Annotated in this window: 23 protein-coding genes; 11 read left to right on the top strand and 12 right to left on the bottom strand. The window is 62.5% G+C overall.

Features of this window, described 5'->3' with window-relative positions; all coding sequences use genetic code 11:
• Positions 1 to 129: 129 nt before the first annotated feature.
• The 3 genes from aceA to ASE71_RS14340 all read left to right on the top strand — a co-directional run bounded on the left by aceA (position 130) and on the right by ASE71_RS14340 (position 3,158).
• Positions 130 to 1,419 (top strand): isocitrate lyase, encoded by a 1,290-nt coding sequence (gene aceA / locus ASE71_RS14350; protein ID WP_034800818.1) that lies wholly within the window; start codon positions 130 to 132, stop codon positions 1,417 to 1,419.
• Between the two features lie 120 nt (positions 1,420 to 1,539).
• Positions 1,540 to 1,779 carry a hypothetical protein gene (locus ASE71_RS14345; protein ID WP_034800815.1) on the top strand — a complete coding sequence of 80 codons (240 nt, stop codon included), beginning with the start codon at positions 1,540 to 1,542 and terminating at the stop codon, positions 1,777 to 1,779.
• Between the two features lie 269 nt (positions 1,780 to 2,048).
• Positions 2,049 to 3,158 carry a helix-turn-helix transcriptional regulator gene (locus ASE71_RS14340; RefSeq protein WP_060516497.1) on the top strand — a complete coding sequence of 370 codons (1,110 nt, stop codon included), beginning with the start codon at positions 2,049 to 2,051 and terminating at the stop codon, positions 3,156 to 3,158.
• 63 nt (positions 3,159 to 3,221) lie between these two features.
• On the opposite strand, the gene ASE71_RS14335 is transcribed toward ASE71_RS14340, so the two are convergent.
• Positions 3,222 to 4,103 carry a LysR family transcriptional regulator gene (locus tag ASE71_RS14335; protein ID WP_034800810.1) on the bottom strand — a complete coding sequence of 294 codons (882 nt, stop codon included), beginning with the start codon at positions 4,101 to 4,103 and terminating at the stop codon, positions 3,222 to 3,224.
• A gap of 89 nt (positions 4,104 to 4,192) precedes the next feature.
• Between ASE71_RS14335 and ASE71_RS14330 the strand changes: the two genes are divergently transcribed.
• Positions 4,193 to 4,396, top strand: a complete 204-nt coding sequence (locus tag ASE71_RS14330; protein WP_060516499.1) for a hypothetical protein — start codon at positions 4,193 to 4,195, stop codon at positions 4,394 to 4,396.
• A 90-nt stretch (positions 4,397 to 4,486) separates the two neighbouring features.
• Here ASE71_RS14330 and ASE71_RS14325 read toward each other — a convergent pair whose 3' ends face one another.
• From ASE71_RS14325 to ASE71_RS14320, 3 genes are all read right to left on the bottom strand, one after another.
• On the bottom strand, positions 4,487 to 7,012 hold the full coding sequence (locus tag ASE71_RS14325; RefSeq protein ID WP_060516501.1) for a methyl-accepting chemotaxis protein: 2,526 nt from the start codon (positions 7,010 to 7,012) through the stop codon (positions 4,487 to 4,489).
• A 354-nt stretch (positions 7,013 to 7,366) separates the two neighbouring features.
• Entirely contained in the window at positions 7,367 to 7,513 is a 147-nt protein-coding gene (locus ASE71_RS36425; RefSeq protein ID WP_089044690.1) for a hypothetical protein, read from the bottom strand.
• Positions 7,514 to 7,747: 234 nt separating this feature from the next.
• On the bottom strand, positions 7,748 to 8,932 hold the full coding sequence (locus ASE71_RS14320) for an NAD(P)/FAD-dependent oxidoreductase (protein WP_060516503.1): 1,185 nt from the start codon (positions 8,930 to 8,932) through the stop codon (positions 7,748 to 7,750).
• A gap of 123 nt (positions 8,933 to 9,055) precedes the next feature.
• Here ASE71_RS14320 and ASE71_RS14315 point away from each other — a divergent pair, with 123 nt between their 5' ends.
• The 5 genes from ASE71_RS14315 (at position 9,056) to edd (ending at position 16,089) form a co-directional block, all read left to right on the top strand.
• Positions 9,056 to 10,492 carry a glutamine synthetase family protein gene (locus tag ASE71_RS14315; RefSeq protein ID WP_034800800.1) on the top strand — a complete coding sequence of 479 codons (1,437 nt, stop codon included), beginning with the start codon at positions 9,056 to 9,058 and terminating at the stop codon, positions 10,490 to 10,492.
• A gap of 15 nt (positions 10,493 to 10,507) precedes the next feature.
• Positions 10,508 to 11,794 carry an NAD(P)/FAD-dependent oxidoreductase gene (locus ASE71_RS14310; RefSeq protein WP_060516505.1) on the top strand — a complete coding sequence of 429 codons (1,287 nt, stop codon included), beginning with the start codon at positions 10,508 to 10,510 and terminating at the stop codon, positions 11,792 to 11,794.
• 96 nt (positions 11,795 to 11,890) lie between these two features.
• Positions 11,891 to 13,366, top strand: a complete 1,476-nt coding sequence (zwf, locus tag ASE71_RS14305; protein ID WP_060516507.1) for a glucose-6-phosphate dehydrogenase — start codon at positions 11,891 to 11,893, stop codon at positions 13,364 to 13,366.
• An 8-nt stretch (positions 13,367 to 13,374) separates the two neighbouring features.
• Positions 13,375 to 14,073 (top strand): 6-phosphogluconolactonase, encoded by a 699-nt coding sequence (pgl, locus tag ASE71_RS14300; protein WP_034800794.1) that lies wholly within the window; start codon positions 13,375 to 13,377, stop codon positions 14,071 to 14,073.
• 195 nt (positions 14,074 to 14,268) lie between these two features.
• The gene (gene edd, locus ASE71_RS14295) at positions 14,269 to 16,089 is read left to right on the top strand and encodes a phosphogluconate dehydratase (protein ID WP_060516509.1); all 1,821 of its coding nucleotides are present in this window, start codon (positions 14,269 to 14,271) and stop codon (positions 16,087 to 16,089) included.
• A gap of 59 nt (positions 16,090 to 16,148) precedes the next feature.
• On the opposite strand, the gene ASE71_RS37370 is transcribed toward edd, so the two are convergent.
• On the bottom strand, positions 16,149 to 16,277 hold the full coding sequence (locus ASE71_RS37370) for a hypothetical protein (protein ID WP_274533427.1): 129 nt from the start codon (positions 16,275 to 16,277) through the stop codon (positions 16,149 to 16,151).
• 26 nt (positions 16,278 to 16,303) lie between these two features.
• On the opposite strand from ASE71_RS37370, the gene ASE71_RS36910 reads away from it, so the two are divergent.
• On the top strand, positions 16,304 to 16,558 hold the full coding sequence (locus ASE71_RS36910; RefSeq protein WP_244496829.1) for a hypothetical protein: 255 nt from the start codon (positions 16,304 to 16,306) through the stop codon (positions 16,556 to 16,558).
• A 32-nt stretch (positions 16,559 to 16,590) separates the two neighbouring features.
• Here the strand turns inward: ASE71_RS36910 and ASE71_RS14285 are convergent, their stop codons facing one another.
• The 6 genes from ASE71_RS14285 to ASE71_RS14260 all read right to left on the bottom strand — a co-directional run bounded on the left by ASE71_RS14285 (position 16,591) and on the right by ASE71_RS14260 (position 23,754).
• Positions 16,591 to 16,998 (bottom strand): hypothetical protein, encoded by a 408-nt coding sequence (locus tag ASE71_RS14285; protein ID WP_034800789.1) that lies wholly within the window; start codon positions 16,996 to 16,998, stop codon positions 16,591 to 16,593.
• A gap of 228 nt (positions 16,999 to 17,226) precedes the next feature.
• On the bottom strand, positions 17,227 to 18,315 hold the full coding sequence (locus ASE71_RS14280) for an ABC transporter ATP-binding protein (protein WP_060516511.1): 1,089 nt from the start codon (positions 18,313 to 18,315) through the stop codon (positions 17,227 to 17,229).
• Between the two features lie 49 nt (positions 18,316 to 18,364).
• Positions 18,365 to 20,017 carry an alpha-glucosidase family protein gene (locus ASE71_RS14275; RefSeq protein ID WP_413814638.1) on the bottom strand — a complete coding sequence of 551 codons (1,653 nt, stop codon included), beginning with the start codon at positions 20,015 to 20,017 and terminating at the stop codon, positions 18,365 to 18,367.
• A gap of 28 nt (positions 20,018 to 20,045) precedes the next feature.
• Positions 20,046 to 21,191, bottom strand: a complete 1,146-nt coding sequence (locus ASE71_RS14270) for a carbohydrate ABC transporter permease (RefSeq protein WP_034800782.1) — start codon at positions 21,189 to 21,191, stop codon at positions 20,046 to 20,048.
• Position 21,192: 1 nt separating this feature from the next.
• Positions 21,193 to 22,206, bottom strand: a complete 1,014-nt coding sequence (locus tag ASE71_RS14265) for a carbohydrate ABC transporter permease (RefSeq protein ID WP_060516515.1) — start codon at positions 22,204 to 22,206, stop codon at positions 21,193 to 21,195.
• Positions 22,207 to 22,395: 189 nt separating this feature from the next.
• Positions 22,396 to 23,754, bottom strand: a complete 1,359-nt coding sequence (locus ASE71_RS14260) for an ABC transporter substrate-binding protein (protein WP_034800777.1) — start codon at positions 23,752 to 23,754, stop codon at positions 22,396 to 22,398.
• Positions 23,755 to 24,048: 294 nt separating this feature from the next.
• Here ASE71_RS14260 and ASE71_RS14255 point away from each other — a divergent pair, with 294 nt between their 5' ends.
• The gene (locus tag ASE71_RS14255) at positions 24,049 to 25,080 is read left to right on the top strand and encodes a substrate-binding domain-containing protein (RefSeq protein ID WP_034800775.1); all 1,032 of its coding nucleotides are present in this window, start codon (positions 24,049 to 24,051) and stop codon (positions 25,078 to 25,080) included.
• A gap of 48 nt (positions 25,081 to 25,128) precedes the next feature.
• Here ASE71_RS14255 and folD read toward each other — a convergent pair whose 3' ends face one another.
• A complete protein-coding gene (folD, locus tag ASE71_RS14250) occupies positions 25,129 to 26,028 on the bottom strand; it encodes a bifunctional methylenetetrahydrofolate dehydrogenase/methenyltetrahydrofolate cyclohydrolase FolD (RefSeq protein ID WP_034800773.1) in 900 nt (299 codons plus the stop codon).
• Positions 26,029 to 26,037 lie beyond the last annotated feature (9 nt).

Below are 26,037 nucleotides of genomic sequence, written 5' to 3'. Positions count from 1 at the left end.
ATCTCTGCAAACCACCGTTTCCAATAGCCGAATACTGCAGCGCAATGTAAAAACTGTCACATGAACTCGAAACACAAGTCGCCATACGACAAAAGTCGAATGGGTGTTTGATTTTGACAGGAGGAAGTAATGACTGATTTTTACAAGCTCGTTCCCAGCGCACCGCAAGGCCGCTTCGATGGCGTCGATCGCCCCTATACCGCAGAGACCGTGAAGCGGCTGCGCGGGTCGGTCGAGATCCGCTATTCGCTGGCCGAAATGGGCGCGAACCGCTTGTGGAAACTCATTCACGAAGACGACTTCGTCAACGCGCTCGGCGCACTTTCGGGCAACCAGGCCATGCAGATGGTGCGCGCCGGCCTGAAGGCGATCTACCTCTCCGGCTGGCAGGTCGCAGCCGATGCCAACACCGCTTCGGCCATGTATCCGGACCAGTCGCTTTATCCGGCCAATGCCGCGCCTGAGCTTGCCAAGCGCATCAATCGCACGCTGCAGCGCGCCGACCAGATCGAGACCTCAGAAGGCAAGGGCCTTTCGGTTGACACCTGGTTCGCACCGATCGTCGCCGATGCCGAAGCCGGTTTCGGCGGCCCGCTCAACGCCTTCGAGATCATGAAGGCCTTCATCGAGGCGGGCGCTGCCGGCGTCCACTACGAGGACCAGCTTGCTTCGGAGAAGAAGTGCGGCCATCTCGGCGGCAAGGTGCTGATCCCGACGGCAGCCCATATCCGCAACCTGAACGCGGCACGGCTTGCCGCCGACGTCATGGGCACGCCGACGCTGGTCATCGCCCGTACCGATGCGGAAGCGGCAAAACTGCTCACCTCCGACATCGACGAGCGCGATCGCCCCTTCGTCGACTACGATGCCGGCCGCACGGTCGAAGGCTTCTACCAGGTGAAGAACGGGCTTGAGCCCTGCATTGCCCGCGCCATCGCCTATGCGCCGCATTGCGACCTGATCTGGTGTGAGACCTCCAAGCCGGACCTGGAACAGGCCCGCAAGTTCGCCGAGGGCGTGCACAAGGCGCATCCGGGCAAGCTGCTCGCCTACAATTGCTCGCCGTCGTTCAACTGGAAAAAGAACCTCGACGACGCGACGATCGCCAAGTTCCAGCGAGAGCTGGGCGCGATGGGTTACAAGTTCCAGTTCATCACGCTCGCCGGCTTCCACCAGCTGAACTTCGGCATGTTCGAACTGGCGCGCGGCTACAAGGCACGGCAGATGGCCGCCTATTCGGAGCTGCAGGAGGCGGAATTCGCCGCCGAGGTCAACGGCTACACCGCGACCAAGCATCAACGCGAAGTCGGCACCGGCTACTTCGACGCCGTCTCGATGGCGATCACCGGCGGCCAGTCCTCGACAACAGCCATGAAGGAATCGACCGAGCACGATCAGTTCCGCCCGGCCGCAGAGTGAAAGCCCGGCGGGAGCGTGGCAATCCCTGCCCGCTGCGCTCCTGCCGACCCCTCGTAAGTGAAATGGATGCGGGCGGAAAACCGCAAGCACCTCCAGCCTCGAACCTCAAGGAGAAGTCCAATGACAGTCCAGACACGCGTCAAGGAACGGGCCGAGGAACAGTCTTCGGCGATGACCCCGGACCAGCAGGCGGCAATCCGCATGGTCGCCAACGACCTGCACCGCCTCAACCAGTCCGTCATGAAGGCCGTCGATGCCGGCGTTTCGGTCGAGCTCGTGCGCTCCGCCCGCCACCACGGCGGCGAAGGCAACTGGGGCGACCTGCTGATCCCGGTTATCGTCACCCAGGGCCGGCCATGATGCTCGCCACAACGCTGTTCGCGGCGATCCTGCTGTCGCCGCTAGCGCTCCGCCACACAGCTGTGGCCGCGAGCGTGAGAGCAACCAAAAGTTGATTTCACCGAAACCGGTTGAAAGTGGGAGAAATTGGAATAGCCGGCTCTTTGCCGGCTATTCTGCGTTGTCAGGATGGCAGCGCACGCAACGAATGCTTGTCTCCGCTATTTCAGGTTGATCGAACCCGTGATGCCTGACTATATTAGTCATACCTGTCTTAGACAAAGGCACGCATGTATCGTTCGACGAAACCTGCAGATACCGCCGAACTGACGGAGCTGATCTACGGCGCCGCCTTTGGCGATTGCGGCTGGCAGGATTTTCTCGACCGGCTGACGACGACCATGCCCGATGGATGCTCTGCGCTCCACTATCATGACCTCACAGCGCCAGCGTCGTGCGTGCCCTATGTCTCCGGCTTTACCTCTGATGCCATCGACCAGTTCAACGATCACTTCGCGGCGATCAATCCCTGGATACCGAAATCGGTTCTCGTGCCGGTGGGCCGCGGTCTCTCCGGCGAGCATATCGTCTCGCGCTCGGAGCTGATGAAATCGGAATTCTACAATGACTGGCTGAAGCGCCAGACCGGCAGCGAGACCACCGTCGGCGTGACCATCGTGCGCAGCCCGACGCGGACCCTGCTCGTGTCGACCTGCACCTCGTCGACGAACGCGGAACTCAACCAGCAGGCGGCCGATCAATACACGCTTCTCGCGCCTCACCTGAAGCGCGCCTTCGACTTCCTGCGGCGGCGCGACCTGATGATGGCCGAGCAGCATGAGGGCCGGACCCTGCTCGATACGATCGGCGTCGGCGTGATTTATGTGGGCGGCAATCTGCGCATCCGCTCGATGAACCACAACGCCGAGCGAATGGCGGCGAACGGCTCACCGTTCCGGGTCGCGGTCAACGGCCGCCTGTTCATGGACGAACCGGAAACCAATGCGGCGCTCGAGCTTCTGGCCTCGCCGGTCGGCGCACCGGCACAGCCGCAACTGCGTGTCGTCAGGACCGCGGAGCACGGCGCCTTCCGCATTACCTTGGTGCGGCGAAGTGCCAGCATCTTTACCGAACTTCTCGACGGACCGACTGTGGCGGTTCTGGTCGAGCCTGCGACGTCGCTGCTCGGCGATCTCAGGCACGACCATCTGAAGGACAATTATGGTCTGACCCCCGCCGAAATCCGCATCGCCTGCGGTATCGCCGCCGGCCTGACGCTGAAGGAAATGTCGCAGGCCAACGGCGTCAGCTATGAGACGATCCGGACCCAACTCAAAAGCATCTACGCCAAGACCCGGGTCAACTCGCAGGCGGCACTCGTCAAGCTGCTGATGCGCTGACCCATATACAAAAAGGACCACGGCGGCAGCGTTCCCAGCAGCAGGGTTAGTCCTTGCTTCGCCTCAGCTGCGGCGCGGCCGCTTTCCGGCAAAGATATCCACGTGACTGCGCAACAGCCTGGTCATGCGGTCGACGACCGTTCGTATTTCCTTGCGGTGCCGATCCTCATTGTTCATGACGATCCATTGCCGGTGCCGGAGCGCCGGGATCTCCTCGCCGGCGCGCTCCAGCATCGGATCGAGATCGCCGACGAAACAAGGAAGCACCGCACAGCCGGCGCCGGCGCGGGCGAGATCGAGCAGCGAGCGCGGCCGCGTGACCGTGGCGACGATCCGCCCCTCCCAGCCCCCCTTCATCTGCTCGTGCGGCCAGCGCAGATAGGCGGAGATCGCCTCCTCCTCGCCGACGGCCACCCATCGCGCGCTCGCGCCCGACGGCGCGTTCTTTTGACGATAGGCGGCATAGGCGACGTCGCCGACCGGACTTGCCGCCAGATAGGCCTCCTCGGGCTCGAAGGCGCGGATGCCGATATCGGTCTCGCGATAGGCGAGGCTGGCGCGTGTTTCGCCGACCGTGATCGCGAGGCTGAAGCCGTCCCTTTCGGTGCAGAGCGCCGGAAAGTTCTCCGCCAGCAGCCAGGCGATCCAGGTACCGACGGTGATGCGGACCGTTACGCCCTCACCTTCCTGCCGCCAGCTCTCGACCCGGCGCGCCGCCGATTCCATTTCCTGAAGCTGCTCGAACAGCAGTTCACCATCGCCGGTAAGCTGGTAGCCGGTCTGGCTGCGCAGAAACAGCGCGCGGCCCGTGCGCTCCTCGAGTTCCAGCATCCGCCGGCCAACGGTCGCCGGGCTGGAGCCGAGCGCCTGCGCCGCTCCGGTGAGCCCACCAGCGCGCGCCACGCTCATGAAACAGCGATAGATATCCCAATCCATGTCTTTCATCGGTGAAAAACATAGAGCGATATCCGATGTATGTAAAACTAGTTTTGCTGCATAAAAGAAGTGATGCCCATCAACTAAGGAGCATCACGATGGAAATGATGGCAATGGTCTACATCGCCGACATGGCCCTGAAAACGCGCCGCTGGGACGAGGATTTCGATCCGAAACCGCCCGGCCTTCTACGTCGGACCTTCACAACACTCGCGGCCGCGGTCACCAAGCGACGCAAGAGCAGCCTCTACGCCGATAAAAAAAGCACCGCGAAGCCCTGCGGCCACGCGGTGCAATGTTAGCCCCTGCCCTTGTTATATCGCACGGCACCGGTTGCCGTGCTTTCGGCTGGCGGCGTTGCCTGCCGCCAGCGAAACCGTCTACCGCACGCCTCAGGCCGCCCGGTAGTTGTCGTAGTCTTCCGCCGCCGGCTCCAGCCGGAACTGCTCGACCAGCATCATCAGCGTGTCGGCCTGGTTTGAGAGCGCGCGGCTCGTCGCCGTCGCCTCTTCCACCATCGAGGCGTTCTGCTGCGTCATCTGGTCCATCTGGTTGACTGAGCCGTTGACCTCGTTGAGCGCCACGGCCTGGTCGCGGCTGGCAGTCGCGATCATCTCGACGTGCTGGCTGACCGTGACGATCTGGGCGCTGATCGAGGCCAGCACTTCGCCGGTTTCCTTGACCAGGTGCGAGCCGGCATTGACCTCGTTGGTCGACTTATTGATCAAGCCCTTGATCTCGCGCGCAGCTTCTGCCGAGCGCTGGGCCAGTTCACGCACTTCCTGGGCGACGACGGCAAAGCCCTTTCCGGCTTCACCCGCCCGTGCCGCCTCGATGCCGGCGTTCAGCGCCAGGAGGTTGGTCTGGAAGGCGATGTCGTCGATCACTTCGATGATTTGCTCGATCTGGCGCGAGGCCTCCTCGATGCGTCCCATGGCGGCGATCGCGTTGGTGACGACGGTCGCCGAGCTATCGGCGCTGCGTTTCGTCTGGATCACCGCATGGTTGGCTTCGCCGGCACGCTCGGCCGAGGAACGCACGGTGACGGTGATCTGGTCGACGGCGGCCGCCGTCTCTTCGAGGGAGGCGGCCTGGGCCTCCGTGCGCTTCGACAGCGAATCTGCCGCATGGTGCATGCTGGAGCCGCTCTCCTGGATCGCCTGCGCATTGGCGCGGATCTGGGCGAGCGTGTCCTGCAGGCGGATCAGCGAACCGTTGAAGTCCTGGCGAAGCTGTTCGAGGCGACCATGGAACGGCACGTCGATCTGGCGCGACAGGTCGCCCTGGGCCAGGCGGCCGAGGCCAGCGGCAAGCTCGCTGACAGCGAGATCGATCTGGCGATCGAGCTCGCGCTTTTCCTGGTCGTTACGGCTACGCTCGATTTCGGCGCGGCTGCGCTGCTCCTCGCTTTCCGCTTCGATGCGGACCTTGGAGAGCGCGTTCTCCTTGAACACGCCGAGCGCACGGGCCATGTCGCCGATTTCGTCGCGACGACCGTCGCCATCGATCGTCGTGTCGAGGCGGCCATCGGCGAGACGACGCATCGCCGCGGTGATCTGACCGATCGGCTTCTTCAGCGTCAGCGTCAGCGCGATGCCGGCCAGAAGCGCGATGACGACGCCGGCAACGGTGGCGGCAACCGAGATCTGGTTCGCCTCGTTGCGCTCGGTCCCGGCGGCAACCTTCTGCTGTTCGGCAAATTCGGTGAGATCGGTCCAGATCTGGTTGATCGATTGTCCGGCGGCGTCGAAGTCTGCGGTGCGCTTGACCGTGATTTCGACGAGCGCTGCGGCATCCTTCTTCATCGCGGTCAGGATCGGCATCAGCGTGTCGGCGATCTTGTCGAAGGATGCGCCGTCGCTTGCGACACCGCGAAGCGTCGCCATGTTCTGCTGAACGGCGAGCGACTTGTCGAGCAGCTTCTGGCGATTGCCCTCGTTCGTCTGCCCCATGAAGGTGGCGGCGGAAATCTGGATATCGGTGATCGACGACGACAGCCTGCGGGTAGCGGTCAGAACCGATTCCGTCGTGACGATCTGTTCGTCGAGTTCGGCGAAAATCCGCGTGGCGTCGCGCATCTTGCCGACGGAAGCCGCTTCCAGGCGGAAGCTCGCAGTGCGGAAGCGGTCGACATATTTGGAAATGCCGGCAAGCGTTTCTGGTCCGGCGGGCGCCTGCAGGATCGAGCCGATCTCGCTCGAAGCCGAGGTGATGGTCTCGGTGAGCGACTTTTCGTCCTTCGGCAGCAGGCGGAAGATGTCACGCTCGGTGCGGCCGATCATCGGGAAGCGTTCCTTGACCGCCTTCAGCTTCTCCTCGACGGTGATCGCCTTGCTCACTTCGGTGCCGAACTCGTTGAAGAAGCGGCTTGCGCGCATCAGCTTTTCGGCTTCGCGCAGCATGGTCTTGGCGGCGTTCTCGCTCTTGCGAACGGCGTATTGCAGGCGGTTCGACTCTTCATTGATCTTGGCGCGCTCGATCAGCAAGGCGTCGAGGTTCGAGCTCATTGCCGTGCGCAAGTCCTGCTCGCCAACGTGCAGCGTCCAGAGGCCGCCAATGCGGGCCTCGATGTCGCTGGTCGCCGCGATCGCAGCCTTCAATTCGTCCTGGCCGTTCTGGCCGGTAACCTGTGCAGCGGTATCGGCGAGCACGTCCTTCTGCGCCGAGATCGTCGACTGCACGGCATCACGGGTTTCTTCGGTGGTCGAATGCAGGAAGGCGTTCATGCCTGCATAGACATCCTTGAAGCCGCTCAAGGTCTGCAACACGCTGTTGGAAATCTCCATGCGTCCCTGAAGCAGGCCGGATGCATAGAGGCCGGTGATACCGACGGCACAGATGCTGACGACGAAGGGCAGGATGAAAAACAGCACCTTCGTCTGGATCTTGAAGCGGGCAAGAATTCTATCGATGAACATGGAAAACACCTTGGCTCGCAGCTCGCATTCGCCTCCCCCGACGGCTCACTACGTCTTCGCACTCAACGACAAGGCGTGAATGTGCGAACGATCGAGAGCCACCCGATGCGCAAACAGGCTGATGTTTTTCGAAAAATCATGCGGCGCACACCGCCAGTCCGTCGGCAATCATTGCGGATCCACGGCGCCACTCCTCGGCAACGTGAACCTGACGAAACTCACATCGTCACACTATCTGTTTTGAACGATTAAAATTTGTATAAGCGCGTTCCGCCCGCGACAGAAAATCCGTAGGCGTGCGCGGACGCGTCAAATGCGCCCGAGAGGCGGCCGCTCAGGGCCGATCCCCTGAACTCAGAACCAAAGAGCCGGGAGGGCTGCGAGGGCAGCAACGGCAAAGAATGCAATCAAGGCGAGGCGCGTGAGCACGGCCTTCTGCTGACGGCTTTCATCGGTGCGGGCGATCGCGATGGCGCGGGGACGGCGGCGGATTTGGTTCATGGCATCCTGTCCTTGTCACATTGACCGGCAACGTTCGGTCCGGATGACCCCGCATTGCCTGTCACAGTTATATTGCAGCCATGCCGTGGCGGAAGAAAGTCAAAAAATTAGAAACAGTGTTATTTCCGTTACGCGACAATCCGATCCACCAACTGCCGGCTGTGCCGACAAGGATAAAGGTTCGGCGAGATACATTAACAATCACTGAAGCTCGATCCGCCAAAAGCGGGGAGATCAGGCGTCCTGGCCGGCCGCAAAGCCCGATGCCCAGGCCCATTGGAAATTGTAGCCGCCGAGCCATCCGGTCACATCGACGCACTCACCGACAAAATAGAGCCCCGGCACCGCCTTGGCCTGCATCGTCTTGGAGTCGAGCCCGTTGGTATCGACGCCGCCAAGCGTAACTTCGGCCGTCCGGTAGCCTTCCGAACCGGCTGGCTTGATGGTCCAGGCCTGGATCGAGGTAGCAAGCTGATTGATGGCCTTATCCGAGAGGTCGGCAAGCTGGCGCCCGGTCAGCTTTGCGCCGTCGGCGAAAAACTGTGCCAGCCGCCGCGGCAGGATATCGCCGAGCGCCGTCTGCACCGCCTGTTTGCCGTGGGTGCGGCGGATTTCTTTCAGGATCGCGGCAATGTCGATGTCGGGCATCAGCCTGAGCACGATCTCCTGCCCTTCGCGCCAATAGGAGGATATCTGCAGGATCGCAGGGCCGCTCAGGCCGCGATGGGTGATCAGCACCGCCTCGCGGAACGCCGTCTTGCCGGACCGCGCTTCCGCATCTGCGGCGACGCCGGCCAGTTCCCCGATCGCTTCGAGCTGCGCCGGGTCGAGCGTCAGCGGCACGAGACCGGGCCGCGTTTCAATGAGCCCGAGACCGAACTGCTCGGCGATCCGGTAGGCAAGCCCGGTCGCCCCCATCTTCGGGATCGACTTGCCGCCGCTGGCAACGACCAGCGACTGCGCATCGATCGGCCCCTCGCCCGTCATCACGCGAAAACCGGCGCCATGGCGCTCGACACTCTCGATCGCCGTTTCGAGGCGAAGATCGGCATGCACGTCACGCATTTCGGAAAGCAGCATCTTGATGATGTCTTTCGCCGAATGGTCGCAGAAGAGTTGGCCGAGGGTCTTTTCGTGCCAGGCTATGCCATGCTTTTCGACAAGAGCCAGGAAATCGCGCGGGGTGTAGCGCGCCAGCGCCGACTTTGAGAAATGCGGGTTGGTCGACAGGAAGTTCTTCGGTCCCGCATGGATGTTCGTGAAATTGCAGCGGCCGCCGCCGGAGATGCGGATCTTTTCGCCCGGCGCCTTGGCATGGTCGAGCACGGCCACGCGGCGGCCGCGCTTGCCCGCCTCGATGGCGCACATCATGCCGGCGGCACCGGCGCCAATGATGATCACATCTGTCTTTTCAGCCACGAAACACTCCGCTCGTTTGTCCTTCCATTCCGGGGGCAAAGCAGAAAGTCAATGATCAAGCCCATCTAGCCAATTGCCAATCTGTGGTTATGATGCGCTATCCGAAGCCAAAACCGGTGATTTATGCCCTCCAAGAGAAGTGCTGCCCAACAAACAACGAAAATCAGCAAAACTTCGAAAATACCTCCCGCCCTCCACTCCCTCCGAGGTGTAAAGACCTGGAAGGAAGCCACGGACTGGCTCAAGATCCGCGGCATCGAAGACGTCGAATGCATCACGCCCGATCTTGCCGGCGTTCCGCGCGGCAAGATGATGCCGACCTCGAAGTTCACCTCCAATACCTCGCTGGCGCTGCCGTCCGCCGTCTATCGCCACACGATCTCGGGCGAATATCCAGACGAAACCGGCCAGTTCCGCTACGATTCCCGCGACAGCGACATCAAGCTCGTGCCCGATCTCTCGACCCTTTCGGTCGTGCCCTGGGAGACCGACCCGACGGCGCAGGTGATCTGCGACATCGTCGGCTCGCAGGGCGAACAGATCAGCTACACGCCGCGCAACGTGCTGAAGCGCGTGGTCGATCTCTACAAGCAGAAAGGCTGGAAGCCGGTCGTAGCACCCGAGATCGAATTCTACCTCGTCGCCACCAATGACGATCCGGATTATCCCCTGCATCCACCGAAAGGCCGCTCCGGTCGCTCGATTCTCGGCGGCCAGGGCTATTCGATCGCCGGCATCAACGAATTCGACGAACTGATCGACGACATCTACCACTTCTCGGAGAAGCAGGGTCTCGAGATCGATACGCTGATCCACGAAGAAGGGCCGGCGCAGCTGGAGATCAACCTACGCCATGGCGATCCGATCGAGCTGGCCGACCAGGTGTTCCTGTTCAAGCGCACCATCCGCGAGGCGGCGCTGAAACACGGCATCTACGCCACCTTCATGGCGAAGCCCATGCAGGGCCAGCCGGGCTCGGCGATGCACATTCACCAGTCGGTGGTCGAGATCAACACCGGCCGCAACCTGTTCTCCAACCCGGACGGTTCCGCATCGAAGGAATTCTTCCACTTCATTGGCGGCATGCAGCACTATGTGCCGCGCACGCTTGTGATGATGGCGCCCTATGTGAACTCCTTCCGCCGACTGACGCCCGACATGTCGGCGCCGGTCAACACCGCCTGGGGCTATGACAACCGCACCACCGCCTTCCGCATCCCGGTGTCGGAGCCGGTCGCCCGGCGTATCGAGAACCGGCTGCCGAGTTCAGATGCCAATCCCTATCTGGCGCTCGCGGCCTCGCTTGCCTGCGGTTATCTCGGCATCATCGAACAGCGCGAACCGACGGCGCCGACCGAGGACACGGCCAACGAGGGCGAGATCGACTTGCCCCGCGGCCTGCTCGAAGCCGTGGCGCTGCTGGAATCGGCACCGTCGCTGGCCGAGGTACTGAGCCCGGAGTTCATCGCCATCTATGCCGGCGTCAAACGCGGCGAGTTCGAGACCTTCATGCAGGTCATCAGTCCCTGGGAACGCGAATTCCTGCTTCTCAACGTCTGACCTCAGAGGTTCTCCATGTCCTGGCAAAGCCCGATCTCGCCCGGTTATTCCTGGTATGAGGCGACGGTTCCGGACCGACCGGAGTATCCGGCCATGCCGGGATCGCGGAAAGCCAATGTCGCGATCGTGGGCGGCGGCTATACGGGATTGCAGGCGGCTTACAACCTTGCCAAGCAAGGCGTCGACGTCACCCTGATCGACGCCTGCCGCTTCGGCGACGGCGCCTCTGGTCGCAATGGCGGCCAGTTCGGCACAGGTCAACGCGCGTGGGCGGATGAGACGGAGGAAAGCCTCGGCCATGAGCGGGCGCAGGCGCTGTTCGACATGGCCGAGAACGCCAAGCGTTACGTGCTCGACTTCGCGAACGGGAACGGGATCGACATCGAATTCGTGCCAGGCCAGCTCTCGGTCGGGCACAAGCAAAGCCTCGAAAAAGACTATCGCGACCATGCCGAAGCGATGGCGGCACGCTTCGGCTATCCGCATCTGACTTTCATGGAGCGCGAGGAAACAGCAAGCCGGCTCGGATCGAACCATTACCACTTCGGCATTCGCGATGCCGGCACCGGCCATATCCACCCGATGAAGCTGCTGGTCGGCCTTGCGAAACAGGCGGCGCTTGCCGGCGCCAACCTTTTCGAGCAGACCAAGGCCCTGAAAATCGACCGCCAGGGTGGCGCGATCGTCATTGCCACCGACCGCGGCACCATCACCGCCGACCGCGTTCTCGTCGCCTGCAATGCCTATATCGGCAACCTGGAGCCGGTGAGCGCCAGCCACGTCATGCCGATCCGTTCCTTCATCGGCGCGACGACGGTGCTTTCCGACCACCCAAACGTCATTCCCGGCGGAGAGTCGGTCGACGATTCGCGCTTCGTCGTCCGCTACTTCCGCAAGTCGCGGGATGGGCGGCTGCTGTTCGGCGGCCGCGAAGCCTATACGGCCGATAATCCGCGCGACATCTCCACCCATATCCGCCGGCAGATCAGCGAGATCTACCCGCAGCTCGCCAATGTCGAGATCACCCACGCCTGGGGCGGCTCCGTCGGTATCACCATGCCGCGCACCCCCTTTTGTCGCGAGGTCATCCCGGGCGTCACCTCGATCGGCGGCTATTCCGGCCACGGTGTGATGCTCTCCAACTATTGCGGCAAGCTCTATGCGGATCTGGCACTCGGCCAGGACACCGAGCTCGACCTCTTGAAGGCTCTGAAAATCCCGGCTTTTCCGGGCGGAACCCGGTTCCGCTCCGCCCTTCTCTTCTTCGCGCTTAGCTGGTACGCATTACGCGACAGGTTTTGAAAAACGCTTGCGGCGGCATTTTATTGCGCCGCACTCTAGCGCCTTTAAATCGATTAGATTATATGTGCCCCTGACCTGAACAGATCGAGATATCCCATGAGCAGCCAGATCATCCCCGTCGAACCATTTGACTATGTGGTGTTCGGGGGCACCGGCGATCTTGCGGAGCGCAAGTTGTTGCCGGCGCTCTATCACCGCCAGTTGGAAGGCCAGATCACCGAGCCGACGCGCATCATCGGCGCCTCGCGTGCGGCACTCAGCCATGAGGACTATCGCAAGTTTGCCGTCGATGCTCTGAAGGAACACCTGAAGGCGGAAGAGTACAAGGAAGAGGAAGTCGCGAAGTTCGCTGCACGCCTGTTCTACGTCTCTGTCGACGCCAAGTCCGACCAGGGTTGGGACTCGCTGAAGAAGATCCTCGAAGAGGGCAAGGAGCGCATCCGCGCCTTCTATCTCGCCGTCGGCCCTGCGATCTTCGGCGACATCTCCGAGCGCATCCGCGATCACAAGCTGATCACCAAGAACACCCGCATCGTCGTCGAAAAGCCGATCGGCCGCGACCTCGCCTCTGCGACCGAACTCAACGACACGATCGGCAAGGTTTTCCGCGAAGAGCAGATCTTCCGCATCGACCACTATCTCGGCAAGGAGACGGTGCAGAACCTGATGGCGCTGCGCTTTGCCAACGCGCTCTACGAGCCGCTGTGGAACTCCGCCCATATCGACCACGTGCAGATCACCGTGTCGGAAGCCGTCGGCCTTGAAAACCGCGCCGGCTACTACGACAAGGCCGGCGCGCTGCGCGACATGGTGCAGAACCACATCCTGCAGCTCGTCTGCTTCGTCGCCATGGAAGCGCCGACCTCGATGGACGCCGAAGCGGTTCGCGACGAGAAGCTCAAGGTTCTGCGCGCGCTGAAGCCGATCACCTCGTCGAATGTCGAGCAGGTGACGGTGCGCGGCCAGTACCGCGCCGGCGCTTCGGCCGGTGGCCCGGTCAAGGGCTACCTCGAAGAGCTCGAAGGCGGCGTCTCGAACACCGAAACCTTCGTGGCAATCAAGGCCGAGGTCAGCAACTGGCGCTGGGCCGGCGTGCCCTTCTACATCCGCACCGGCAAGCGCCTTGCCGGCCGCATGTCGGAAATCGTCATCACCTTCAAGCAGATCCCGCATTCGATCTTCGACAACAATGCCGGCCGCATCTCGGCCAACCAGCTGGTCATCCGCCTGCAGCCGAACGAAGGCGTGAAGCAGTCGCTGATGATCAAGGACCCGGGCCCGGGCGGCATGCGCCTGCGCAGCGTCTCGTTGGACATGAGCTTTGCCGAAGCCTTCGCCGTGCGCAATGCCGATGCCTATGAGCGGCTGCTCTTCGACGTCATCCGCAACAACCAGACGCTGTTCGTGCGCCGCGACGAGGTCGAGGCCGCATGGAAGTGGGTCGATCCGATCCTGAAGGCCTGGGAAGAAACCGGGCAGCAGGTTCAGGGCTACACCGCCGGCACCTGGGGTCCGAGCCAGTCAATTGCGCTGATCGAGCGTGACGGCCGGACCTGGAACGACGCGATATAGGTGCGCCGATGACGTCTAAACTTCATACATTCGAAAACGGCGCAGCACTGGCGCAAGGCCTTGCCGATGCGGTCAGCAGCGCTCTTGCTGCCGGTGTCGCCGCACGCGGCTCCGCAAGCATCGCCGTCTCCGGCGGCTCCACGCCCAAGGCATTCTTCCAGGCGCTTTCGAAGAAGGACATCGCCTGGGACAAGGTGACGGTGACGCTGGTCGACGAACGCTTCGTGCCGCCGGAAAGCGACCGCTCCAACCACGGCCTCGTGGCGGCCAACCTGCTTCAGGACAAGGCCGCTGCAGCAACTTTCCTGCCGCTCTACCAGGCGGCCCCGACAGCGGAGGCCGCGGCTGATCTCGCAAGCCGGGAAACGGCGAAGATCGGTGCACCGTTCGACGTGGCGATCCTCGGCATGGGAACGGACGGGCACACCGCATCGTTCTTCCCGGGCGGATCGCAGCTCGCGCGCGCCATCGATCCGGCAACGCCGCGCGGCGTGATCACGATGGAAGCCGAGGGTGCCGGCGAAACCCGGCTGACCTTTACTTTTGCCAGCCTCCAGGATGCGCGGCTTCTGGTGCTGCACATCGAAGGCGAAGGCAAGAAGACGGTTCTCGCCAAGGCCGAAGAAGCCGGCGACGAGAAGGACATGCCGATCCGCGCGATGCTGCGCCGCGCCGCGTCGCCGGTGCAGATTTACTGGGCGCCGTAGATCGGAATGATGTTGGGCCGAACCGGCCCGATAGGAACTTTGGAGACACGTTCAGCCGGTGGCGCGCTCCCGTCGGAATGGACAGGTGTTTCTGAGAAACGCCGGGACGCGGCTTGCGCTCTCCCAAGCTCGCCGCGCTCCGGACGATGACTGGATGAAGATGAGGAGTCTGAAGACTCCGGAACAGGATTTGTCATGTCCGCCGATTCCCGCATTGCCTCGATCACGGCTCGCATCGTCGAGCGCTCGAAACCCCACCGCGAGCCCTATCTCGATCGCGTCCGCCGGGCGGCATCGAGCGGTCCGCATCGCAGCGTGCTCGGCTGCGGCAACCTCGCGCATGGATTTGCGGTCTGTTCCCCCGCCGAGAAGGTAGCGCTTGCGGGCGACCGCGTGGCCAATCTCGGCATCATCACCTCCTACAATGACATGCTTTCGGCGCATCAGCCGTTCGAGACCTATCCGGCGCTGATCCGCCAGGCGGCAAGCGAGGCAGGTGGCGTCGCCCAGGTCGCCGGTGGCGTGCCGGCCATGTGCGACGGCGTCACGCAGGGGCAGCCGGGCATGGAGCTCTCGCTGTTTTCCCGCGACCTGATCGCCATGGCCGCCGGCGTCGGCCTGTCGCACAACATGTTCGATTCCACCGTCTATCTCGGCGTCTGCGACAAGATCGTGCCGGGCCTCGTGATCGCAGCGCTCACCTTCGGCCACCTGCCGGCGATCTTCGTGCCCGCCGGACCAATGACCTCGGGCCTACCGAACGACGAGAAGGCGCGGGTACGCCAGTTGTTCGCCGAAGGCAAGGTCGGCCGCGACGAACTGCTCGAGGCGGAATCGAAGTCCTACCACGGACCGGGAACCTGCACCTTCTACGGCACCGCCAACTCCAACCAGATGCTGATGGAGATCATGGGCTTCCACCTGCCCGGCGCTTCCTTCATCAATCCGGGCACGCCGTTGCGCGACGCGCTGACCAAGGAAGCCGCCAAGCGGGCGCTGGCGATCACCGCCATGGGCAACGAGTTCACCCCGGCGGGCGAAATGATCGACGAGCGCTCGATCGTCAACGGCGTCGTCGGCCTGCATGCGACCGGGGGCTCGACCAACCACACGATGCACCTCGTCGCCATGGCGCGGGCTGCCGGCATCGTGCTCACCTGGCAGGACATTTCAGAGCTCTCGGACATCGTTCCACTGCTGGCCCGCGTCTATCCGAACGGGCTTGCCGACGTGAACCACTTCCACGCTGCCGGCGGCATGGGCTTCCTGATCAGCCAGCTGCTTCGCGCCGGCCTGCTGCATGACGACGTGCGCACCGTCATCGGCCAGGGCCTCGACGCCTACAAGATCGACGTCCGGCTTGGCGCCGACGGCAATGTCGAGCGCGTGCCGACGCCGAAGGAAAGTGCTGATCCGAAGGTGCTTGCGACCATCGATCAGCCGTTCCAGCATTCGGGCGGCCTGAAAATGCTGACCGGCAATCTCGGCAAGGCCGTCATCAAGATCTCTGCCGTCAAGCCGGACCGTCACATCATCGAGGCGCCAGCCAAGATCTTCCACGACCAGGCCGAGCTCAATGCCGCCTTCAAGGCCGGCAAGCTCGAGGGCGACTTCGTCGCCGTCGTGCGCTTCCAGGGCCCGAAGGCCAACGGCATGCCGGAACTGCACAAGCTGACGACCGTGCTCGGCATCCTGCAGGACCGCGGCCAGCGCGTCGCCATCCTGACGGACGGCCGCATGTCCGGCGCCTCCGGCAAGGTGCCGGCGGCAATCCACGTGACGCCGGAGGCCAAGGACGGCGGTCCGATCGCTCGCATCCAGGAAGGCGATATCGTCCGCATCGACGCTGTTGCCGGAACGATCGAGGTGTTGGTCGAAGACATCGCACTCAAGACACGCGTGCCCGCGCATGCGGATCTGTCGGACAACGACTTCGGCATGGGCCGCGAGCTGTTCGCGCCCTTCCGCGCGATCGCGGGTGCGGCTGATCAGGGCGCCAGCGTTCTCTTCCACTGACATAGAAAAGCGCCGCTCCCATTGGGGCGGCGCTTGGTCTTCAAACGATCGTGAAAAGCTCAGGGCAGTGGCCCGGGGAACATGTCGTTGCGCCCGTCATAGCGCTTGATTTCCAGCGTGAAGACATCGACCCCCTCGATGCAGCGCGCATTGATCGAGATCTTGTTATCCGGATAGCCGCTGCGCATGATCGGGGTCGAACAGGTCGGCAGAAATGGTGCCCCTCGTTGACGCCGCGCCAGATGTAGCTCGACAGGCGGCGCTTTTCGGTCAAGAGCTTTACCTTTGCGGCATCCACCTTCCAGTGCAGAAAGCCGGAGCGCCGGCAGGTCGAGCAGTTGCAGTCGACGAGACCACCAAGCTTTTCGTCGACTTCGACGGCGATATCGCCGCAATGGCACGAAAGCCGATAGGGTCGCTGCATGGTTCAGGTCCGAATCCGTTGATTGAGACCACAACCATCCATTGAGCGCGGTGGAGCCGTCAAGCCCAGCATGGCACTCAGCGGTAGATGTCGAGCGTCCGGTTGCGGTGGTTCGGATGGCTGCTGTAGACGAAGATACGATTGAGGTCGCGGTCCGTCAGCATGCGCAGGAAGCGCGCCTCGATGACGTTGTTGGCATGCACCCGCTTCAACAGGCAGCCGACCATCTGGATGCGTGCGCTCGGGATATCCAGGTAGAAATTCTGTGGCAGCTGGTACTGCGTGAGGATGCTGATCAGCGCGCCGCTTTTCGAAAGCTTGATGATTTCGCAGCGACGAGAGCTCAGTTGCGTCATGCCCTTTTCAGTGTATTCGATGCGCGCCTCGTTTCGCGTGTCCTCCATCGGGAAACTGGTCTCCCGATCGTACATGAAGGACTCTTCCTTGTTCAGGAAGTGCTGCAAGACAGGTGCCGCGCCGTTCATCGAAATGCCTTTCCATATCCCCTTTTGATACAGACTAGCGGCAGAGATTTAACAGACGGTTGGTCCGACGACCGGATGAAAAACCGCCCGGCAAAAACCGGGCGGAGCAAGTTCGTGACCAGGAATCTTGGTTACGCAATCCTCAACGCAAAGCCGCTTCGCACGTTTCCTTGGAAGTAGGCCGCAACTCCGGACGGAAAACCGCTTCGCACTTTTCCTGCAATTGCTTCAGACGCGGTAGCTGCGGCCCTCGTCGTTGAAGAGGTGTAGCTTGGCCTTGTCGGCCGTGAAGCGCACCTTGTCGCCGCGGTGAACCGGCAGGATGCCGGGGATCTTGGCGATGATCGGCTCCTTGTCGACGAGACCCTCGATATAGAGCAGGGTCACTTCGCCGAGCGCCTCGACGATCGAGATCGTGCCTTCGAACAGGAAGTCGTCGCCTGTCGAGACCTGCAGGTCTTCCGGGCGAACGCCGAAACTCGCAATCTTGCCGTTCTGCGAGGAGTCGGTCGGGATATCGAGCGTCACGCTCTTGCCGCCGGTCAGCTTCACCGTCGTCTGCGCGCCGGTCGCCGTGATCGTCGAAGGGATGATGTTCATCGCCGGCGAGCCGATGAAGCGCGCGACGAACAGATTGGCCGGACGCTCATAGAGTTCGAGCGGCGGGCCTACCTGCTCGATGTGCCCCTGCGACAGCACGACGATGCGGTCGGCGAGCGTCATTGCCTCCACCTGGTCGTGGGTGACGTAGATCATCGTCGTGCCCGCCATCTGTTCGCTGAGCTTGGCGATCTCGATGCGGGTGGCGACACGAAGGGCCGCGTCGAGGTTCGAGAGCGGCTCGTCGAACAGGAAGACCTTGGGGTCACGGCAGATGGCGCGGCCGATGGCGACGCGCTGTCTCTGCCCGCCGGAGAGCGCCTTCGGCAGACGGTCGAGATACTTGGTCAGCTGCAGGATATCGGCGGCGTTGCGCACGCGACGGTCGATCTCTTCCTTGCTTTCCTTGGCGATCCGCATGCCGAAAGCCATGTTGTCGTAGACGGTCATGTGCGGATAGAGCGCGTAGGACTGGAACACCATGGCGATGCCGCGCTTCGACGGGGGCACGGTGTTGACGCGCTCGCCGTCGATGAACATGTCGCCGCCAGTGATCTCCTCGAGACCGGCGATCATGCGCAGAAGCGTCGATTTTCCACAGCCGGACGGGCCGACGAAAACGATGAACTCGCCCTGCTTGATGTCGAGATTGATGCCGTGAATGACATCGACCGCGCCGTAGGACTTGCGGATATCTTTAAGCAGCAGACCCGTCATTGCACCCTCCTCTTCGGTTCTTCCCGTCTATCTCTGTTGTCATCTGCCTTCACACCAGCCGCGCGAAGTAGGCGCCCCAGGCCGGCAGATGCACCGTTCCGTTCTTGACCTCGGACACGAAGCCGTGCCCTTCCAATGCAGCCACCGGCTCGTTCGGCAGCGTGGCCGCAGCCGGCACGCCGCTCATGTTGAACAGGCAGAAAAGCTTCTCGTTGCCGTGGCTGCGCACGAAAGCAAGCACCGAGCCGTCCGTGCTCAGGAACTCGATCTCGCCCTTGGCAAACGCCGGATACGCCTTGCGGAAATGCAGGAAGCGACGGTAGTGCTCGAGCACCGAGGCCGGATCGCCCTGCTGCGCCGACACGGCGCGCTTGAGGTGTTCCGCCGGCACCGGCAGCCAGGGTTTTGCGCTGCCGAAGCCGCCATTGACCGTGGCACCGTCCCAGACCATCGGTGTGCGGCAACCGTCGCGACCCTTGAAATCCGGCCAGAACTGGATGCCATAGGGATCCTTCAGGTCTTCATAGGCAAGCTCGGCTTCCGACAGCGCCAGTTCCTCGCCCTGATAGATGCAGACCGAGCCGCGCAGCGACATCAGAAGGCTCGCAAGCAGTTTCGCATGAGCGTCGCGATCGGCAACACCCGCTCCCCAGCGGCTGACATGGCGCACGACGTCATGGTTCGAGAAGGCCCAGCAGGCCCAACCTTCTGGCGCCGCCTTCTGGAAGTTTCGGAGAACCTCGGCGACCGTCGCCGGTGTCAGCGGATCCGGCGCCAAGAATTCGAAGGCGTAGCACATCTGCATCTTGTCGCCGCCGGAGGTATATTCGCCGGCGATCTCCAGACCGCGCTGGCTGTCGCCGACTTCGCCGACCGCAGCGATCGCCGGGAACTCGTCCATAACGGCGCGGAGGCGCTTCAGGAACTCGAGGTTCTCCGGCTGGTTCTTGTCGTAGAGATGTTCCTGATAGTTGTAGGGGTTGACCGTGGGTGCTGTCTGGGCGTTGCGGCGCTCCGGCGCCAGCGCCGGATTGTCGCGCAGTTGCTTGTCGTGGAAATAGAAGTTGATGGTGTCGAGGCGGAAGCCGTCGACGCCGCGCTCCAGCCAGAAACGCTCGACGGCCAGCAGTGCATCCTGCACTTCCGGATTGTGCAGGTTGAGGTCCGGCTGCGAGGTCAGAAAGTTGTGCATGTAATATTGCAGGCGCGTCGGATCCCACGCCCAGGCCGAGCCGCCGAAGATCGACAGCCAGTTGTTGGGCGGGGTGCCGTCCGGCCTGGAATCAGCCCAGACGTACCAATCAGCCTTCGCGTTCGTCCGGCTCGACCGACTTTCGACGAACCAGGGATGCTGGTCCGACGTGTGCGAGAGAACAAGGTCGATCATCACCCGGATGCCGAGGCGGTGCGCCTCGGCTATGACCGCGTCGAAGTCGGCAAGGCTGCCGAAGATCGGGTCGACATCGCTATAGTTGGAGACGTCATAACCGAAGTCCTTCATCGGCGAGGTGAAGAACGGCGAAATCCAGATTGCGTCGGCCCCGAGGGCGGCGATATGCGGCAAGCGGGCAACGATGCCCTTGAGGTCACCGATGCCGTCGCCGTTGGAGTCCTGGTAGGAGCGCGGATAGATCTGGTAGATCACCGCGCCGCGCCACCAATCCCGATCGGCCTGCAAAGTGGAAGTGCTCAATTCGGTCATGCTCATTGTCGTCGAAAGTCCTCAGATGTCAGCCGCCCTTGACCGAGCCCGCCAGCAGGCCGCGCACGAGATAGCGCTGCAGGCTGAAGAAGACGATCAGCGGAACGATGATGGTAATGAAGGCGGAGGCCGTCAGGATCTCCCAGTTGCCGCCGCGTGAACCGAGCAAGTTGACGAGCCGGCCGGTCAGAACCAGTTCGTCGGGCCCCGCGCCCAGGAACACGATGGCGACCAGCAGGTCGTTCCAGGTCCACAGGAACTGGAAGATCGCGAAGGAAGCGAGCGCCGGGAAGGACAGAGGCAGGATGATCTTGACGAAGATATCGAAATCGCTGGCGCCATCGACGCGGGCGGATTCCATGATTTCGCGCGGCAGGCCGGCCATGTAGTTGCGAAGCAGATAGATCGCCAGCGGCAGGCCGAAACCGGTATGTGCGAGCCAAATGCCGACATAGGTCTTGGCCGGCACGCCAAAGAAGGCGCCGACGCCGTTATAGAGCTTCAAGAGCGGGATCAGCGACATCTGCAGCGGCACGACGAGGAGGCCGACGACCACGGCGATCAGGATCGCACGGCCCGGAAACGGCATCCAGGCAAGCGCATAGGCCGCGAAGGCGGCGATCATGATCGGGATGATGGTCGCTGGCACGGCGACCGTCAGCGAATTGATGAAGGAGCGGCCGATGCCTTCGGCGCTCAGGACTTCGACATAGTTGTCGAAGGTAAAGCGCGGCGGCGATGATGCGGTGACGAAGACGCGCTGGCCGCGCGATCCCTCCATCTTCTTGTCGGAAACGATCTCGAAGTTGCCGTCGGCCTGAACGGTCAGTTTCTCGCCGTCGTTGAGCTCGGCGGTTTCGCCGGCCCTGAACGCAGTCGGCTCACGGCTGTTGAAGCCGAAGGCGGAGATCTGGCCCGGCTGACCTTCGAGCAAATTGCCGGAGATCACGAACTTGCCGTCGCGCTCCACCTGGCTTTCGGGGCCGGGCGCTCTCACGACGGTGTTCTGCGACGAAGTCGAAAGGGAAGTCCACCAGCCGGAAACGGCGAGCTGGTCCTTGTCGCGCAGCGACGAGATCAGAAGGCCTGCGGTCGGCAGCGTCCACAGTGCGACGATCAGAAAGACCGAGAGGTGGACGACCCACATGAGGGGAGAGCGTGTCGCTGGATTCATCTCAGTGCCCCTTCATTTCCTTGGCCGCATTGCGGATGTTCCAGACCATGATCGGAATGACGAGGATCATGATGACGACGGCGATCGCAGCCCCGCGGCCGAAGTCGCCGCCACCGCGGAACATCCAGTCGAACATGAGGTTGGCGAGCACCTGGCTCTGCCACTGGCCATTGGTCATCGCGAGCACGATATCGAAGACCTTCAGCACCAGGATGGTGATGGTCGTCCAGACGACGGCGATCGTGCCCCAGATCTGCGGCACCATGATCTTGAAGAAGATCTGCCAGCCATTGGCACCGTCGATGACGGCGGCCTCGATCGTTTCCTCCGGAATGCCGCGAAGGGCTGCCGACAGGATGACCATGGCAAAACCCGTCTGGATCCAGACGAGGATCGCCATCAGGAAGAAGTTGTTCCAGAAGGGCAGCGTGATCCAGGCCTGCGGGGCGCCGCCGAAGGCAACGACGATGGCATTCAGCAGGCCGATCTGTTCTGCACCCTCGGGGCGGAAATCATAGATGAACTTCCAGATGACCGCGGCACCGACAAACGAGATCGCCATCGGCATGAAGATCAGGGTCTTGGCGATATTGCCCCACCAGATCCGGTCGGTGAGCGCCGCGATGACGAGACCGAAGAAGGTCGAGAGCGCCGGGACGACGAGCAGCCAGAGGAAGTTGTTGTAAATCGACTGGCGGAATTCGCCGTCGTTGACCATCCAGGCATAGTTGCTGACGCCGACGAAATTCTGACCCGCGCGGTCGTGGAAACTGTACCAGAGCGACATGATCACCGGGTAGATGAGGTAGGTCGCCAGAGCAAAGAGCGCGGGTGCGAGGAACAGCCACGGGCGGATGGCATTGGTGATGCGCAGGTTTCGCGAGGCGACCACACCTGATTTTCCCTTGGACGGGAAGATCAGGTCGAGAACAAGGCTGGTTCCCCAGAAATAGGCAGCGCAGCCGAGCACCCCGGCCAGCATGAACCCCGCAGCAGCGGCTAGCTGATAAAACATGACATGTCCCTCCCCTTGGGTGCACGTCCCCGTGCAGGGCTGGCGATTGTCGCCGTTCTCATTGGGGCGCGCGGCCTCTCAAGGGTTGGGGGCGGAAACGCACGGAGACCGCAACGCTTTTCCTCGTCCCGCCCTGGCAGCGAACCCGGGTCGGCAACGGGCGGCATTTCTGCCGCCCGTCATCTGTTGTTACTTGATGGCGTCCCAAGCCTTCTGCACGCCGTCTGCGACGTCGGCCGACGACTTGCCGCCGACGAAATCGACCATGCCGGTCCAGAACGCACCGGCGCCAATCTTGCCAGGCATCAGGTCCGAACCGTCGAAGCGGAAGGTGGTGGCGTTCAGAAGAATCTCGCCCTGCTTCTTCAGCGGCGGGTTGCCGTAGGTGTCGACGTTGACACTCTTGTAGGGCGTCAGGAAGCTCGTCTGTGCCATCCAGACTTCATGGGCGATCGGGGTCTTCAGGAACTCGATGAAGGCGCGTGCAGCCGGCGTGTCCTTGGTGATCATCGCCAGCGTGCCGGCGCCAAGCACCGGATTGCCGAGCTCCTTCTTGCTCTCGTAAGGCGGCATGTAGAAGAAGTCGGCGTCCTCGCCGATCTTCGTGCCCTCGGGGAAGAAGGACGGGATGAACGACGCCTGGTGGTGCAGGTAGCACTTCGGCGGCGAGGCAAAGAGGCCCTTCGGGCTGTCGCGGAAGTCGGTCGAGGCAACCGCTGCTGCACCGCCATCGACGAACTTGTCGTTCTTGGCGAACCAACCGAACTCGTCGATCGCACCGACGACGGCCGGATCGGTGAACGGGATCTCGTTCTTCACCCACTTGTCGTAGACGTCGGCCGGCTGCGTACGCAGCATCATGTCTTCCACCCAGTCGGTGGCCGGCCAGCCGGTGGCACCACCGGAGCCAAGGCCGATGCACCAGGGCTTGCCGCCATCGGCGGCGATCTTCTCTGTCAGCGCCTTCAGCTCTTCCATGGTCTTCGGCACTTCGTAGCCGGCGTCCTCGAAGTTCTCCGGCGAGTACCAGACGAGCGACTTCACGTCGATCTTGTAGGGGAACGCGAAGAGCGCAGCATTGCCGTCCTTGCCCTTGTAGGTCGACAGATCGACCCAGGACTGACCGGCGGCATAGTTGTCGAGCAGCCACTTCTGGGTTTCGTCGCCGAGCGGCGTCAGGTAGCCCTTGGAGGCGAGATCGGCGATCAGACCCGGCTGCGGGAGGATCGAGATTTCGGAGGGGCTGCCGGCCTGGGTGTCGATGACGATCTGCTGCTCGTAGTTTTCAGACGAGGAGTACTTGATCTCGGCGCCCGTCGCTTCGGTGAAGTAGGCATAGACGCTCTTGAACAGCGCCTCGTCTTCGCCGCGCCAGGGGCCGAAGATCGTCAGCGTCTGGCCCTTGAGGTCGTGGCCCTTCTTGAACTCCTCGAAGCTCGCCCAGTTGAACTTCGTATCTTCGCCCGGCTTGAACTTGAGGTCGGCGGCGCCGGCTGCACCTGCAATCAGGGCAAAGGCGGCCACGCCCAACAGCAATGATCTCTTCACGTTCTTCTCCTCCCAAAGATGAACCCGGATCCCGCCGGGCAGACGACAATGCGCGAAAAATTCAAAGCGCTTTGAGTTCGCTAACAAACCATTGCGACACGCGCGGAGTCAAGAGCTTTCCCATCGCTGTTCTCCATGCGACGTATTTGTGCCCTGCGGTAACGTTTTGCACCGCGCAATAGTTGAATTCCGCTTTGTTGCTCGAAAAACGGATGCTACACAAACCGGAGGGCGCTGGGGCCAAACACCAAAAATCATATGGGTATCCAAAGCGCTTTGAGAGGAATCCCGACCATGGCGGTCAATCTCAAGCAATTGGCGGAGCTGCTCGGCCTGTCACAGACGACGGTCAGCCGGGCGCTGAACGGCTATCCGGAAGTCAACGCCGAAACCCGTCAGCGCGTGCTGCAGGCCGTGCGTGAGACCGGCTACAGGCCGAACCGCGCCGCGCAGCGATTGGCCACCGGCAAGGCCTATTCGATCGGCATGGTCATGCCGATCGCGCCCGGCATCGATTCCGACGTGCATTTCGGCGAGTTTCTGGCAGGGCTGGCGGAAGAGGCGGTCAAGCACGACTTCCACTTCGTGCTCAATCCGAGCGCGCCGGAGGACGAGGAGGTGACCTTCCGGCGCCTGGCGGCCAGCGGCAATGTCGATGCGCTTTTCCTCGCCTATATGCGCGCCAACGACCCGCGCATCGCCATGTTGAAATCGCTCTCGATCCCCTTCGTCGTGCACGGTCGGTCGATCGGCGAAAGCCGCGACTATCCGTTCCTCGACATCGACAATACGAGTGCCTTCTACGACGCGACACGGCTGCTTATACAGCTCGGACACCAGCGGATTGCGCTGATCAACGGGCCGGAATATCTGGCTTTTTCCATTCGCCGGAAAAAAGGCATGCTGCGGGCGCTCGCCGAACACGGCCTTTCGCTCGACGAGGCACTTGTCCAGCATTCGCTGATGACCGACGAGCACGGCTACCGCAGCATGCAGCCCTTCCTGCAGCACGCGCAGCCGCCGACGGCGGTGCTCTGTTCAAGTACGGTGCTGGCGCTTGGCGCTGTCAGGGCGATCAACCAGGCGGGCTTGAAAATCGGCGAAGACATTTCGCTGATCGCCCATGACGACGTCTTGCCGATGCTGAAGCCCGAAAATTTCAGCATCCCGCTGACAACGACACGCTCGTCGCTGCGGGCCGCCGGGGCGCGTATCGCCACACGGCTGATCGGCGGCATCCTGAAACGCGGCGACTATCCGGAGCAGGAACTCTGGCGCGCCGAACTCATCGTGCGCGCCTCGACCGGACCTGCCCCGCAAAAATGAAAACGCGCCGCAATCGCGACGCGTCTCATCATCCCATATGAGCCAGGATCAGAAGCGCGGCGGCTTGCGGCCGGCCTTGCGATAGGCGGCAATCACGGTGTTGGCCATCAGCATGGCGATGGTCATCGGTCCGACGCCACCCGGCACCGGCGTGATCACGCCTGCAACCTCGGCGGCTTCCGCAAAGGCGACGTCGCCGACGAGTTTGGACTTGCCCTCCCCCTTCTCCGGCGCTGGTACGCGGTTGATACCGACGTCGATGACCGTCGCGCCCGGCTTCACCCAGTCGGCCTTCACCATTTCGGGGCGTCCGACGGCGGCAACGAGGATATCGGCGTTGCGGCAGACGGCGGCCAGATCCTTGGTGCGCGAATGGGCGGTCGTCACCGTCGCGTTGGCGGCAAGCAGCAGCGCTGACATCGGCTTGCCGAACAGGTTCGAGCGACCGATGACGACAGCGTTCAGACCGGAGAGATCGTCGCCATGGGTCTGGCGCACGAAGACCATGGCGCCGGCCGGCGTGCAGGAGACGAGACCGCCTTCGAGATCGCCGGTCGCAAGCTTGCCGGCATTGACGACGTGCAGGCCGTCGACGTCTTTTTCGGGCAGGATCGACTGAATGATCGGCTCGGAATTCAGATGTTTCGGCAGCGGAAGCTGCACGAGGATGCCGTGGATAGAGGGATCGGCGTTGAGTTTAGCCACGAGTGCAGCGAGCTCTTCCTGGGTCGTTGCCTCGGCCAAGGTGTGCTGGACCGACAGGAAACCGCACTCCTTGGCCATCTTGCTCTTGGAAGAAACATAAGCGTGGCTTGCCGGATCGTCGCCGACGATCACGACGGCGAGACCTGCGCGAACACCCGCATCCGTTTCGAGCGCACGGGTCGCGGCCTTCACGCTTTCGATCACCGAAGCGGCGACCTTCTTGCCATCAATCACAGTCGTCACGGCATGTTC

The organism is Ensifer sp. Root954 (assembly GCF_001429005.1).
GTDB classification, from domain to species: Bacteria; Pseudomonadota; Alphaproteobacteria; order Rhizobiales; family Rhizobiaceae; genus Ensifer; species Ensifer adhaerens.
This window is presented reverse-complemented; position numbering and strand designations above follow the sequence as displayed.